Genomic DNA, 13,370 nt, shown 5'->3' with positions numbered 1-13,370 from the left:
CTCAGCGCCCGCCCAGTCCTGCCATCGCGATGCCCTTGACGAGGTGCTTCTGCAACACGATCACGAGAATCGTCGTCGGCACCATCGAGATGATGGCCGCGGCCATCTGCAGGTCCCACCGCGTGCCGGTGAGTCCTGCGAAGCTCGCGAGTCCGACGGGGAGCGTTCCGTGCGCGTTGTAGTCGACCGTCACGATCAGCGGCCACAGGTAGCTGTTCCAGAACGAGAGGAACGTGAACACCGCGAGCACCGCCACGGCCGACTTCGACAGCGGAAGGATGATCTGCAGGAACGAGCGCACGGGGCCGGCGCCGTCGACGCGTGCCGCCTCCTCCAGCTCGTACGGGATGCCGCGGAAGAACTGCCGCATCAGGAACGTGCCGAAGGCCCCGAAGGCGAAGGGCAGGATCAGCGCCTGGTAGGTGTCGACCCAGTTGAACCACTGCATCACCTGGAACATTGGGATGACGAGGACTTCGGCCGGCACCATGAGCGTCGCGAGGAACAGCACGAACACCGCGTCGCGGCCCTTCCAGCGCAGACGCCCGAAGGCGTACCCTGCCGTGGTCGAGACGACCAGAACGACGAGGGTGCCGCCGATCGCGACGATGAAGGAGTTCATGATGTAGGTCAGGAACGGCCCGTAGGCGAACACGTCGACGAAGTTGCTCCACCGCAGCTCGGAACCCACCAGGGTCGGCGGCATCGAGAACATCTCGGCGTTCGGCTTGAGCGCCGAGAAGAACGCGTAGATCAGCGGGGAGATGAAGATCAGCGCCGCGATGTAGATCGCGACATGGGCGAGGATCAGTCGCGCGCGGGCACCCGGTGTGGTCGCCGCGCCGCGCGCACGCTCCCGATCGGAGCGGCCGGCACGGCCCGTGGGGCGGACGAGGGTCTCAGTGCTCATAGTGCACCCACTTCTTCTGCGCGGCGAACTGGAGCCCGGTGATCGCGATGATGATCGCGAAGAGGATCCACGCGGCTGCGGCGGCGAGGCCGAGGTCGCCGAAGGTGAACCCCTGCTCCCAGATGTACATGACGAGCGGCTTGGTGGCGTTGCCGGGACCGCCGCCGGTGAGCATCTGCGGCTGGACGAACACCTGCAGGGAGGTGATCATCGTCATGATCGTCGCGAAGAAGATCGACGGCGAGATCATCGGGATGATGATGCTCCATACCCGGCGGAACCCTCGGGCGCCGTCGATGCTCGCCGCCTCCAGCACGCTCTCGGGGAGCTGCTCGAGAGCGGCCGAGAAGATCAGCATGTTGTAGCCGAGCCCCTGCCAGACGCTCATCACGACGACCATGATCATGGCCCATGACGGGTCGGCGAGGAAGTTCGGCAGCTCGATGCCGAACCAGGTCTGCGAGAGACCGTTGAACAGCCCCTGCGGCTGCAGCATCATCTTCCACACCAGCACGTTGGCGACCATCGGAGTCACCACGGGGATGAAGAAGAGCACGCGCAGGGCTCCTCGTCCGCGGATTCGCGATCCGAGGCCGAGAGCGAGCACGAGCGAGAGAGCGACGCTCAGCGGCACGTAGAGCAGGGTGTACACCGCCGAGTTGCGCAGCGCCGGCCAGAAGTCGGGGCTGCTGGTGAACAGCTTGACGTAGTTGTCCACGCCGTTGAAGGTCCGCTCGCCGAAGGTCGGCCAGTCGAAGACGCTCATCACGATCGAGAGCCCGACGGGCACGATCGTGAACAGGGCGAGCCCGATCAGGGCGGGGCTTGCGAACCCCAGCGCCTGACCGGCCTCCACCTTGGCGAGCGATCGTCGACGTCTCGTCGTGATCGTCATCTCAGTTCTTTCTCTGTTGCTGCGTTACTGCGGTGGCCGGAGCCGGGTCACTCGCCGAACTGCGCCTGCGCGTTGGAGAGCAGCTCTTCCATCGTCATCTGACCGTTGTAGACGCTGACCAGGTTGGGCTGGATGTAGCTGTCGAGCTTCTGCCAGTTCTTCGTCATGTACAGCGGAACGGTGTCGCCGAACGCGGCCTCGAACACCGACTGCACCTGGTCGCGGTACTTCTCGTCGATGGACTCGAAGTACAGCGGCTGCGACGACGTGCGCGCGGGATACGAGCGTCCCGAGGATGCGATGTAGTCCTGCGCGTCCTCGCCCAGCAGCGAGCCCATGACCTTGAGGGCGGCCTCCGGGTTCTTGCAGTTGGCCGAGATGCCGTAACCGGAGCCGAGGATCGGGCCGGGGTTGCCGTCCGCGCCTGCGGGCAGCGGCACCATGCCGGCGGCGAAGCCGGACTCGTTGTCGAGGTAGCTCACGGCGTTCCACGTGCCGTCGACGGCCATCGCGGCATTGGCGCCGGTGTACTGGTTCTCGCCCCATCCGGTGTCGGAGGCGGACGCCACGGGGGCCGCGACCTTCTTCTCGGTCACGAGCTCGGCGTACCAGGTCGAGGCGTCGACGAACGCCTTCTCGTCGATGTGCAGGGTGCCGTCCTCGGAGGCTGGCTGCGTCGCGGAGTACGCGATCGGCATCGACATCCACTGGTATCCACCCATGCCCATGCCGAAGCCGTACTTGCCGTCCTTGGTGGCAGCGGCGGCGATGGTGTCGAAGTCGTCGAACGTCCACCCGATCTCCGGGGTGGGGGCGCCCGCTGCGGTCAGCATGTCCTGGTTGTAGTACACGAGCATGGTGGCGACGTCGAAGGGCACGCCATAGGTCTTGCCCTCGAAGCTGAGGATGCCGTCGGCGCTCGGGTTGAACTCGGACCAGTCGATGCCGGCCGTCTTGAGGTCGGCATCGCTCAGCTCACGGAATCCGCCGGTGTAGCCGCCCAGCTGCGCTCCGCTCATACCGGTCACGCACGCCATGTTGCCGCTGGCCATGTTGGTGGTCAGCTTCGTGAAGAAGTCGCTCCACGGCGACGTCTGCAGCTTGATCTTGATGTCGGGGTTCTGCTCCTGCGCGAATGCGACCTGGGCCTCGAGGGCATCGACGTCGGACTCGCTCCCCGCCCACATGTCGACGACGATCGTGTCGCCGTCGGCGGAACCGCCGGTGCCGTTGCCGCTCGCGCAGCCGGTCATCGCGACTGCGACGCCGGCGACGGCGACAACAGCCCCTACACGCAACTTCTTCATTGAATGCCTCCTGGAAGGGAACTGGTTATTTCGAGGCTCGAATTAACCTAGTAGGATTTCGTATGAAGTTACCGTTTCATACTTCGGAAGGGGCCGCAAGCTGAACATCCGATGTTTATCGGACTTTGATAATTCGTAACTCCCGGGAAACACGACCATCCCCCGCTACGCTGACGATGCTCCGACAGGAAAGTGCTCCCATGACGAACACCGCTGACACCACCGTCGACGACCCGCACACGCGGCGTATCCTCGACCTCGTCGCGCGCGGCGAGGCCCGCTCGCGATCGGAGCTCGCCACATCGCTCGGCGTCGCCGCATCGACGGTCGGACTCCGCGTGCAGTCCCTGCTCGACGCCGGAGTCCTCCGCGAAGCGGGCGACGGCACCTCGCGCGGCGGACGACGTCCCCGGGTCCTCCAGATCGCCGCGGACGGCTTCGTACTCTCGGCAGACCTCGGCGGGGGCCACGCGCGCATCGGCAGGCACTCCCTCAGTGGCGCCCTCTTGGACAGCGAGTCGATCGCCGTCGATGTGACCGAGGGCCCCGAGGCGACGCTCGACCGCCTCGGTGTCGTGTTCGACCGCCTGGCGTCCGCCGGCCGCGTCCACGCGATCGGCATCAGCCTTCCGGGCCCCGTCGACATCGCGACAGGCTCGGTCGATCAGCCATCGCGGATGCCCGGATGGCCGGGGTTCCGCGTCGGCGAGCACCTCTCCACGCGCTACGACGTTCCGGTGGCGGTCGACAACGACGCCAATCTCGCCGCCCTGGGAGAGCACCGTGAGCGCTTCGGCCACACCGGCCACAGCATCACGGTGAAGGCGGGAACCGCGATCGGCAGCGGCATCATCGTCGACGGCCGCGTGCACCGCGGTGCGACCTCCGCCGCCGGCGACATCACGCACACCCGCATCGACGGCAGCGGCGACATCCCCTGCTCCTGCGGCAACACCGGCTGCCTCGAGACCGTGGCGAGCGGGGCGAGCCTCGTGCGGCAGATGCGAGACCGCGGCAACGACTCCGTGCACACGACGACCGATGTGCTCAGCCTGGCGCGCGATGCGGATCCCCTGGCCACGACGCTGGTGCGGACCGCAGGCACCCATCTCGGACAGGCGCTCTCCGGCGTCGTGAACTTCTTCAACCCGCACGCCGTGTTCCTCACCGGCAGCATGAGCGCATCCGAACCGTTCATCGCCGCCGTCCGCAGCCGGGTCTACGAGGCGTGCCACCCGCTCGCCACGCAGCGCCTGCGCATCGAGTCCGCGACCACGGGTGCGGATGCCATCCTGCATGGAGCCGCGCGCCTCGCGCTCGAGGGCATGGACATCCCCGTGGCGACGGCTTGAGCCGCCGCCACGAGGGACTCAGTCGTCGATCATCGTCAGTTCGATCACGGGCACGAGCACGTCGGGGCGTCGCACCGGGAGGTGCACCGTCAGCGTCCCCTCGGCCTCCCCCGCAGGCGTCATCAGATCCGCCTCGCGATCCGGATCGGACACGCTCGTCCGGAGCCACGATCCGTCGTTCAGCAGCCGCGCGTACGACACCTTCCCGGCGAGCTCCGGCAGGTGCACGAAGCCCATCGGCCAACTGAACAGGTTCAGGTACAGGCGGTTCCCCCTACGCGTGTACACCCCCTCGCGCGGCGGGGTGAACGACGCGTGCCCGGCGCCGATCACGGCGCCCCGATGCAGGCGCATCCACTCGCCGATCTCTCCCAGCGTCTGCGCATCGCGGGGCGCGATCGCCCCACGTCCGTCCGGGCCGATGTTCAACAGCATGTTGCCGCCCATCGACACAGAGTCCACCAGCATCTGCACGAGCATGGTGGGCGACTTCTGATCGGTGTTGTCACGGTGGTAGCCCCAGGAGCCGTTCAGCGTCTGGCACGCCTCCCAGATCAGCGGCACACCGTCACGCACGATCGGCGAGGTCGGCTGGTACTGCTCGGGGGTGACGAAGTCGGCCGGAATGCCCAGACGATCATTCACGAGCATGTTCGGCTGCAGTTCCCGGCACAGGGCGAGCAGGGCTGTCGCGTCCCAGTCGCCCGGCCCCTTGCCCACCCATCCGTCCTTCTCCTCGGGGTAGGTGAAGTCGAAGAAGAGGTAGTCGATGTCGCCGTACTCCGTGAGGAGCTCGCGCACCTGCCCGTGGAGGTAGTCGCGGTACGCGGCCATGTCGCGCCCGACGTTCAGCGCGTGCGCGCCCTCGTCGTCACGGCGCGGGTGATTCCAGTCCACGGTGAAGTCGGGGTGATGCCAATCGATCACCGAGTGGTAGAGGCCGACCTTGAGGCCCTCGGCCCGCAGCGCCTCCACATACTCGCGCACGAGGTCGCGTCCGGTGTTCGTCACCGACGTGAAGTCCGTCAGCTTCGAGTCCCAGAGGCAGAATCCGTCGTGGTGCTTCGTGGTGAGCACCACGTATCCCATGCCGGTCTCCTTCGCCGTGCGCGCCAGGGCGGTCGCATCGAAGAGATCCGGGTCGAAGTGCTCGAAATACTGCCGGTAGTCCTCATCGGTGAGGCGTTCGTAGTTCTGGACCCACTCGTGCCGGGCAGCGCCGCTGTAGAGGCCGAAGTGGACGAACATGCCGAACCGGGCCCGGTCAAACCATTCCTGTCGCATGTCCTCCATCCTGGCATAGACATCGGATGTTTAGAGGCAGAATGACCTCGGTCACGAAGAACGGGCGCCCCCGAAGGGACGCCCGTTCTTTCGAGAATCGAATCAGCGCGCGGCGCTGCCGTCGACGTAGTCCTCATCCTGCTGCTTCCACGCGAAGAGCGAACGCAGTTCCTTGCCGGTGACCTCGATCGGGTGCTGCTCCTCCTTCGCACGCAGTGCCAGGAACTCCTCGGCCCCGTTGTCCTGGTCGTCGATGAAGCGCTTCGCGAAGGCGCCGGACTGGATGTCGGCCAGCACGCCCTTCATGCTCTCCTTGACGCGCTCGTCGATGACGCGCGGGCCGGAGACGTAGTCGCCGAACTCGGCGGTGTCGGAGATCGACCAGCGCTGCTTGGCGATGCCGCCCTCCCACATCAGGTCGACGATCAGCTTGAGCTCGTGCAGAACCTCGAAGTACGCGATCTGCGGCTGGTAGCCCGCCTCGGTCAGCGTCTCGAAGCCGGCCTGCACCAGGTGGCTCACGCCACCGCAGAGCACGGCCTGCTCACCGAACAGGTCGGTCTCGGTCTCCTCGGTGAAGGTCGTCTTGATGACGCCGGCGCGGGTGCCGCCGATGGCCTTGGCGTACGAGAGCGCGAGGTCCCAGGCCGTGCCCGATGCGTCGCGCTCGACGGCGATGATGTCGGGGATGCCACGGCCGGCGACGAACTCGCGACGGACCGTGTGACCGGGAGCCTTCGGGGCGACCAGGATCACGTCGACACCCTCGGGAGCGTCGATGTAACCGAAGCGGATGTTGAAGCCGTGCGCGAAGGCGAGCGTCTTGCCGGCCGTCAGGTTCGGCGCGATCGACTCGCTGTAGATCGTGCGCTGGTGCTGGTCCGGCGCGAGGATCATGATGACGTCGGCCCACTCGGTGGCCTCGGCGACGGTCTTCACCGGGAAGCCGGCCTCCTCGGCCTTGGCTGCCGACTTGGAGCCCTCCTTGAGGGCGATCGCGACCTCGACACCCGAGTCGCGCAGGTTCTGCGCGTGGGCGTGACCCTGCGATCCGTAGCCGACGATCGCGACCTTCTTGCCCTGGATCAGGGACAGGTCTGCATCGGCGTCGTAGAAGATCTCGGTGCTCACTATGTGTTTCTCCTTGTTCTTTGCGTTTCGTCTTGCTTCGCGCACTCGATGAGCGGCGAAAACTCGGTACTCGGGTTGGTCAGCCGCGCAGGACGCGTTCGGTGATGCTCTTGCCGCCGCGGCCGATCGCGAGAAGGCCGGACTGCGCGATCTCCTTGATGCCGAAGGGCTCGAGCGCGCGCAGCATCGCATCGACCTTGCCCTTGTCACCGGTCACCTCGATCACGAGTGCGTCGGAGGCGTAGTCGACCACGGAGGCGCGGAAGAGGTTCACCACCTCGATCACGTTCGAGCGCGTGGCGTTGTCGGTGCGCACCTTCACGAGCATGTGCTCGCGCTGCACGGAGGTGGCGAAGTCGAGCTCGACAATCTTGATCACATTGATCAGCTTGTTGAGCTGCTTGGTGACCTGCTCGAGCGGAAGCTCGTCGACGTCGACGACGACGGTGATGCGGGAGATGCCCGGCACCTCCGTCACGCCGACGGCGAGGGAGTCGATGTTGAAGCCGCGGCGGGCGAAGAGCCCCGCGACACGGGTCAGCAGGCCGGGGGTGTTCTCCACCAGCAGGCTCAGCACGTGGGTCGACATGGATCAGTCCTCCTCGTCGAATGCGGGCGCGTGCTCGCGGGCGTACTGGACATAGCTGTTGCTGACTCCCTGCGGGACCATCGGCCACACCATGGAGTCGGCACTCACGACGAAATCGATCACCACGGGGCGGTCGTTCGTCTCGAGCGCGAGCTGGATGGCGGCGTCCACCTCCTCTTCCTTCTCCACGCGGATCGCGAGGCAGCCGTAGGCCTCGGCGAGCTTCACGAAGTCGGGGATGCGGATCGTGCCGTGACCCGTGTTCAGGTCGGTGTTGGAGTGACGGCCGTCATAGAACAGCGTCTGCCACTGTCGGACCATGCCGAGCGACGAGTTGTTGATGATCGCGACCTTGATCGGGATGTTGTTGATCGTGCAGGTCGCGAGCTCCTGATTCGTCATCTGGAAGCAGCCGTCGCCGTCGATCGCCCAGACCGGACGCTCGGGCTGCGCCACCTTGGCCCCCATCGCGGCCGGCACCGAGTAACCCATCGTGCCGGCACCGCCGGAGTTCAACCAGGCGTTCGGACGCTCGTACTTGATGAACTGTGCCGCCCACATCTGGTGCTGACCGACGCCGGAGGCGAAGATGCCCTCCGGACCGGTGAGCTCGCCGATCCGCTGGATCACATACTGCGGAGCCAGGAGGCCGTCCGTCGTCGGCGCGTATCCGAGGGGGAACTCGGTGCGCAGTCCGTCGAGGTACGACCACCATTCCTCGATGTCGGGCTTCGCGCCGGAGGTCGCCCCGCGGAAGGCCGCATCGAGATCGGTGAGCACATCGCGCACGTCGCCGACGATCGGCACATCGGCCGTGCGGATCTTGGAGATCTCGGCCGGGTCGATGTCGACATGGACGACCTTCGCGTTCGGCGCGAACAGAGCCGCCTTACCCGTGACGCGGTCGTCGAACCGGGCACCGAGCGACACCAGGAGGTCGGCCTCCTGGAGCGCCAGCACGGCGGGAACCGTGCCGTGCATGCCGGGCATTCCGAGGTGCTGGGGGTGCGAGTCGGGGAACGCGCCGCGCGCCATCAGCGTGGTGACGACCGGCGCGCCGGTGGACTCCGCGAGCTCGAGGAGCTCCGCCGACGCCTTGCCGCGGATCACACCACCGCCGACGTACAGCACCGGCTTCTTGGCCTCGGCGAGCAGCGTCGCCGCAGCCTGGATCTGCTTGCCGTGCGCCTTCGTGACGGGACGATAGCCGGGGAGGTCGATCTTGGGCGGCCACACGAACGGGGCGGTCGCCTGCTGCGCATCCTTCGTGATGTCGACCAGCACGGGGCCGGGGCGTCCGGTGCCCGCGATCTCGTAGGCCGCGGCGATCGCGCCGGGGATGTCCGCGGCATCCTTCACCAGGAACGAGTGCTTGGTGATCGGCATCGTGATGCCCACGATGTCGGCTTCCTGGAACGCGTCCGTTCCCATCAGCGTCGAGAACACCTGGCCGGTGATGGCGAGCATCGGAACCGAGTCCATGTAGGCATCGGCGATCGCGGTCACGAGGTTGGTCGCACCGGGCCCGGAGGTCGCGATGCACACGCCGACCTTGCCGGAGGCCGATGCGTAGCCCTCGGCGGCGTGACCGGCGCCCTGCTCGTGCCGCACCAGGATGTGGCGCAGCTCGGATGCATCCATGAGCGGGTCGTAGACCGGGAGGATCGCACCTCCGGGAAGACCGAACACGTCGGTGACGCCAAGCAGCTCGAGCGAGCGGACCACGGCCTCCGCGCCGGTGATCTCCGGCGCAGAGGATTGACGGGCGGGCGGCCTCGGCACGGCCGGGGCGGTATCAGCAGTCATGAGTTTCCTTCTGATGATCTGTGGAGGACGCCGGACGTCGGAGCGTCCGGGTCAGCCGGTGGTCGCTCCCTCGGCGGCGGACCGCACGAGGCGCGAGTACTTGGCAAGAACGCCTCGGGTGTAGCGCGGGGGAAGCGGCTCCCAGCCAGAACGGCGGGAGGCGAGCTCTGCCTCGTCGACGAGTAGATCGAGAGAGCGAGCTGCGATATCGACCCGTATCAGATCACCATCGCGCACGAAGGCGATAGGACCTGCGTCCACCGCTTCGGGTGCTATGTGGCCGATGCACAGGCCGGTTGTGCCGCCTGAGAATCGTCCGTCAGTCAAGAGTAGTACATCTTTTCCGAGCCCCGCGCCCTTGATGGCCGCAGTGATGGCGAGCATCTCGCGCATGCCCGGTCCGCCCTTGGGGCCCTCGTAGCGGATCACGATGACGGTGCCGGGCTCGATCTCCCCCTCGGCGACCGCGTCCATGGCGGCGCGCTCGCGCTCGAACACGCGTGCAGGGCCCTCGAACACGGCGGCGTCGAAGCCGGCGGTCTTGACGACAGCGCCCTCGGGGGCGAGGGAGCCGTGCAGGATCGTGAGGCCGCCGGTCGCGTGGATCGGGTTGTCGAAGGTGTGGATGACCTCGCCGTCGATCGGCTGCGGGTCGAGGTCGGCGAGGTTCTCGGCGAGCGTCTTGCCCGTGACGGTGAGCGCGTCGCCGTGCAACAGGCCCTCGTCGAGCATCGCCTTCATGATCACGGGGATGCCGCCGTGACGATCGACGTCGTTCATCACGTACTTGCCGAAGGGCTTCATGTCGGCGACGTGCGGGACCTTGTCGCCGATGCGGTTGAAGTCGTGCAGGCTCAGCTCGACGTCGGCCTCACGGGCGATCGCGAGCAGGTGCAGGACGACGTTCGTGGAACCACCGAGGGCCATCGCGAGGGCGATCGCGTTCTCGAACGCCTCCTTGGTGAGGATGTCGCGCGTCGTGATGCCCTGACGGAGCAGGTTCACCACGGCCTCGCCCGAGCGGTGGGCGTAGTAGTCGCGACGACGATCCGCTGCGGGCGGAGCCGCCGAGCCCGGAAGGCTGAGGCCGAGGGCCTCCGCGACCGACGCCATGGTGTTGGCGGTGTACATGCCACCGCAGGCACCCTCGCCGGGAGCGATGGCGCACTCGATGCGCTTGAGGTCCTCCTCGCTCATGAGACCGGCACGGCAGGCACCGACCGCCTCGAACGAGTCGATGATCGTGACGTCCTTCTCGGTGCCGTCAGAGAGCTTGACCCAGCCGGGAGCGATGGACCCGGCGTACAGGAACACGCTCGACAGGTCGAGGCGCGCGCTGGCCATGAGCATTCCGGGGATCGACTTGTCGCAGCCGGCGAGGAGCACGGAACCGTCGAGGCGCTCGGCCATCATGACGGTCTCGACGGAGTCGGCGATGACCTCGCGCGACACGAGCGAGAAGTGCATCCCCTCGTGGCCCATCGAGATGCCGTCCGAGACGGAGATCGTGCCGAACTGCAGCGGGTAGCCGCCGCCGGAGTGCACGCCTTCCTTGGCCCCCTGAGCGAGACGGTCGAGACTCAGGTTGCAGGGAGTGATCTCATTCCAGCTCGACGCGATGCCGATCTGCGGCTTGTCCCAGTCGGCGTCTCCCATGCCGACGGCACGGAGCATGCCTCGGGAGGTCGTGGCCTCGATGCCGTCGGTGACGACGCGGCTGCGGGGCTTGATGTCGATGGGCGCGCTGTGAGAGGGATCATGCGAGGACATGACGGAAGTCTATTGCCGACGAGAGGCGCGTTCGTCCGCCAACGCCTCCAGAAGCTCGGCGATCTGTTGTGGAGTGTCCACACGCAAGGTCGCGACGCTCTCCCCCGGGCCCACGCGCACGCCGAGGTCGCCTTCTCCGAGCACACGCATCGCGTCCTCGTCGGTCACATCGTCGCCGGCGAACAGGATCCCCGTGGCATCGAAGCGATCGCGGAGCGCGGCCATCGCGGCGTCCTTGCCCTCGGTGCGCGAGGAGAATTCGAGAACCCGGTGCCCGGAGCGCCGCCGCCAGTGCGGGAATCGCTCGGCGACGAGCGCGTCGATCTCGGCGAAGACGCGTTGCTCGGTCTCCCGGTCCGCACGGCGGGTGTGCACGCCCATGCCGAAGGTCTTGGGCTCGAACTCCGCACCCTCGTACCGTTCGATGATCGGCTTCGCCGCAGCCCAGAGCTCTTCCCGAGCCCCTTCTTCCGTCTCCTCGCCTGGTGCGTCCACGTCGCCCTCGCCGGGGAACCAGTACTGGGCGCCGTGTGAGCCGGCCAGCGCGATCGCGGAGTCGTCCGTGTGCTCGGTGATCACGCGAAGGTCGTGCATGCTGCGACCGGAGACGTAGGCGACGAGCGTGTCCGGCAGAGCGGCGAGGCGTTCGACCTGAACCGCCACCTCGGGAAGCGCCCGTGCCGCCATCGGGTCTGCGACCAGAGGAGAAGCCGTGCCGTCGAAGTCGAGGGCGACCACCAACCGCGGTGTGGCAGCCAGAGCCTGCAGTTCGTCGTCAGCACTTCCGGGGGTCCAGGGACGCGTCACGGATTCTCCAATCACAGGGGTGGTTCTCGGCGGCTCCGGCGTGAGCCGCACGCTCAGTATCTCGGTCGTGGAGGAACGTCAGCGACCACGGACCTCGGAGAGCGCCGCCAGGAACGACGACGACCACGCGTCGACGTCGTTGTCCAGCACCCGACGTCGAAGCGACCGCATACGCCGCCCCTGCTCCGCCGGAGGCATCTCCACGGCCGTCATGATCGCATCCTTGAGACCCTCGATGTCGTGCGGGTTCACCCGGACCGCCTGCCGCAGCTCATCCGCGGCGCCGGTGAACTCGCTGAGCACCAGCACTCCGCGGTCGTCGACGCGGGTCGCGACATACTCCTTGGCGACGAGGTTCATGCCGTCCCGCAGGGCCGTCACCAGCATCACATCTGCGGCGAGGTACAGCGCGACCATCTCTTCGCGCGGATAGCCCTGGTGAAGATATCGGATCGCGGAATGGCCCATCGTGTCGGTATCGCCGTTGATGCGGCTGACCGCGAGCTCGATCTCGTCGCGCAGGTGCACGTACGCATCCACACGCTCCCGGCTGGGACTGGCGACCTGCACGAGCGTCACGTCTTCGACTTTGAGGCGTCCCTCGGCCAGCAACTCGCCGTATGCCTTGATGCGGTGACGGATGCCCTTGGTGTAGTCGAGCCGGTCGACACCGAGCAGGATGCGCTTGGGGTTTCCGAGGCTCGCGCGGATCTCCGCCGCCCTCGCGCGCACATCCTCGCGGGCAGCGAGCTCGAGATACGGGGTGGTGTCGATCGAGATCGGGAATGCCCGCGCCATCGCCGTTCGGGTGCCCTCTCCCTCGGGGACGGAGACATGGGGGCCCTTGACCTCGTAGCGCAGCCGCCGGCGTACGGCGGTCAGGAAGTAGGTGGCGTCCTGCGCGCGCTGGAAACCGATGACGTCGGCGCCGAGCAGCCCGCGCAGCACCTGGTCACGCCAGGGCAGCTGCGCGTAGAGCCCGTGTGCGGGGAACGGGATGTGATGGAAATACCCGATCGTGACATCCGGGCGCAGTTCGCGCACCATCTGCGGCACGAGCTGCAGCTGGTAGTCGTGAACCCAGACCGTGCCCTCCGGCGCCGCGGCATCAGCGGCCGCCTCGGCGAACCGTCGATTCACGGTGACGTAGGCATCCCACCACTCGCGGTGGTACTGCGGAGGAGCGATCACGTCGTGATAGAGCGGCCAGATCGTGTCGTTCGCGAAGCCCTCGTAGTACTCCGCCACCTCCTGGGCACTCAGCGCGACCGGAATCAGATCGATGCCGTCGGCCTCGAAAGGCTCCAGCTCGACGTCGGCCTGACCGGGCCAGCCCACCCAGGCTCCGTGGACACTGCGCATCATGGGTTCGAGGGCGGCGACGAGTCCGCCCGGAGAGGTGCGCCAGGTCTCCTCACCATCAGGCCCCACCACGCGATCCACGGGCAGGCGGTTGGCGACGACGACGAAATCTGCTGCGGCCACGAGGGCTCCTCCCGGGGGTTTCCTCCAGGCTATC

General features: G+C 67.0%; 11 protein-coding genes. 1 reads left to right on the top strand and 10 read right to left on the bottom strand.

Annotated features, from left to right (window positions below; genetic code table 11):
- Position 1 precedes the first annotated feature (1 nt).
- Genes ACLFA2_RS17485 through ACLFA2_RS17475 form a run of 3 tightly spaced genes read right to left on the bottom strand, consistent with a single transcriptional unit; the run spans position 2 to position 3,112 of the window.
- The gene (locus ACLFA2_RS17485; protein WP_029259044.1) at positions 2–910 is read right to left on the bottom strand and encodes a carbohydrate ABC transporter permease; all 909 of its coding nucleotides are present in this window, start codon (positions 908–910) and stop codon (positions 2–4) included.
- Positions 900–1,805: a carbohydrate ABC transporter permease gene (locus ACLFA2_RS17480; RefSeq protein ID WP_017830811.1), complete on the bottom strand. Its 906-nt coding sequence runs from the start codon at positions 1,803–1,805 to the stop codon at positions 900–902. The genes ACLFA2_RS17485 and ACLFA2_RS17480 overlap by 11 nt, the downstream gene beginning before the upstream one ends.
- A 47-nt stretch (positions 1,806–1,852) precedes the next feature.
- On the bottom strand, positions 1,853–3,112 hold the full coding sequence (locus tag ACLFA2_RS17475; RefSeq protein ID WP_029265506.1) for an ABC transporter substrate-binding protein: 1,260 nt from the start codon (positions 3,110–3,112) through the stop codon (positions 1,853–1,855).
- Positions 3,113–3,312: 200 nt separating this feature from the next.
- On the opposite strand from ACLFA2_RS17475, the gene ACLFA2_RS17470 reads away from it, so the two are divergent.
- Positions 3,313–4,464, top strand: a complete 1,152-nt coding sequence (locus tag ACLFA2_RS17470; RefSeq protein WP_021200380.1) for an ROK family transcriptional regulator — start codon at positions 3,313–3,315, stop codon at positions 4,462–4,464.
- An 18-nt stretch (positions 4,465–4,482) separates the two neighbouring features.
- Here ACLFA2_RS17470 and ACLFA2_RS17465 read toward each other — a convergent pair whose 3' ends face one another.
- The 7 genes from ACLFA2_RS17465 to ACLFA2_RS17435 all read right to left on the bottom strand — a co-directional run bounded on the left by ACLFA2_RS17465 (position 4,483) and on the right by ACLFA2_RS17435 (position 13,336).
- A complete protein-coding gene (locus tag ACLFA2_RS17465) occupies positions 4,483–5,712 on the bottom strand; it encodes an alpha-L-fucosidase (RefSeq protein WP_426622484.1) in 1,230 nt (409 codons plus the stop codon).
- Positions 5,713–5,850: 138 nt separating this feature from the next.
- A complete protein-coding gene (gene ilvC, locus ACLFA2_RS17460) occupies positions 5,851–6,879 on the bottom strand; it encodes a ketol-acid reductoisomerase (RefSeq protein ID WP_029265509.1) in 1,029 nt (342 codons plus the stop codon).
- A gap of 79 nt (positions 6,880–6,958) precedes the next feature.
- Positions 6,959–7,468, bottom strand: a complete 510-nt coding sequence (gene ilvN / locus ACLFA2_RS17455; RefSeq protein WP_017830816.1) for an acetolactate synthase small subunit — start codon at positions 7,466–7,468, stop codon at positions 6,959–6,961.
- A gap of 3 nt (positions 7,469–7,471) precedes the next feature.
- Positions 7,472–9,274 carry an acetolactate synthase large subunit gene (locus tag ACLFA2_RS17450; RefSeq protein WP_021200377.1) on the bottom strand — a complete coding sequence of 601 codons (1,803 nt, stop codon included), beginning with the start codon at positions 9,272–9,274 and terminating at the stop codon, positions 7,472–7,474.
- A 51-nt stretch (positions 9,275–9,325) separates the two neighbouring features.
- Positions 9,326–11,044 (bottom strand): dihydroxy-acid dehydratase, encoded by a 1,719-nt coding sequence (ilvD, locus tag ACLFA2_RS17445; protein ID WP_021200376.1) that lies wholly within the window; start codon positions 11,042–11,044, stop codon positions 9,326–9,328.
- Between the two features lie 9 nt (positions 11,045–11,053).
- A complete protein-coding gene (otsB, locus tag ACLFA2_RS17440; RefSeq protein WP_426621713.1) occupies positions 11,054–11,851 on the bottom strand; it encodes a trehalose-phosphatase in 798 nt (265 codons plus the stop codon).
- A gap of 78 nt (positions 11,852–11,929) precedes the next feature.
- Entirely contained in the window at positions 11,930–13,336 is a 1,407-nt protein-coding gene (locus tag ACLFA2_RS17435; RefSeq protein WP_021200374.1) for an alpha,alpha-trehalose-phosphate synthase (UDP-forming), read from the bottom strand.
- Positions 13,337–13,370 lie beyond the last annotated feature (34 nt).

The organism is Microbacterium sp. As-52, from assembly GCF_049949185.1.
Classification (GTDB): domain Bacteria; phylum Actinomycetota; class Actinomycetes; order Actinomycetales; family Microbacteriaceae; genus Microbacterium; species Microbacterium maritypicum_A.
This window is presented reverse-complemented; position numbering and strand designations above follow the sequence as displayed.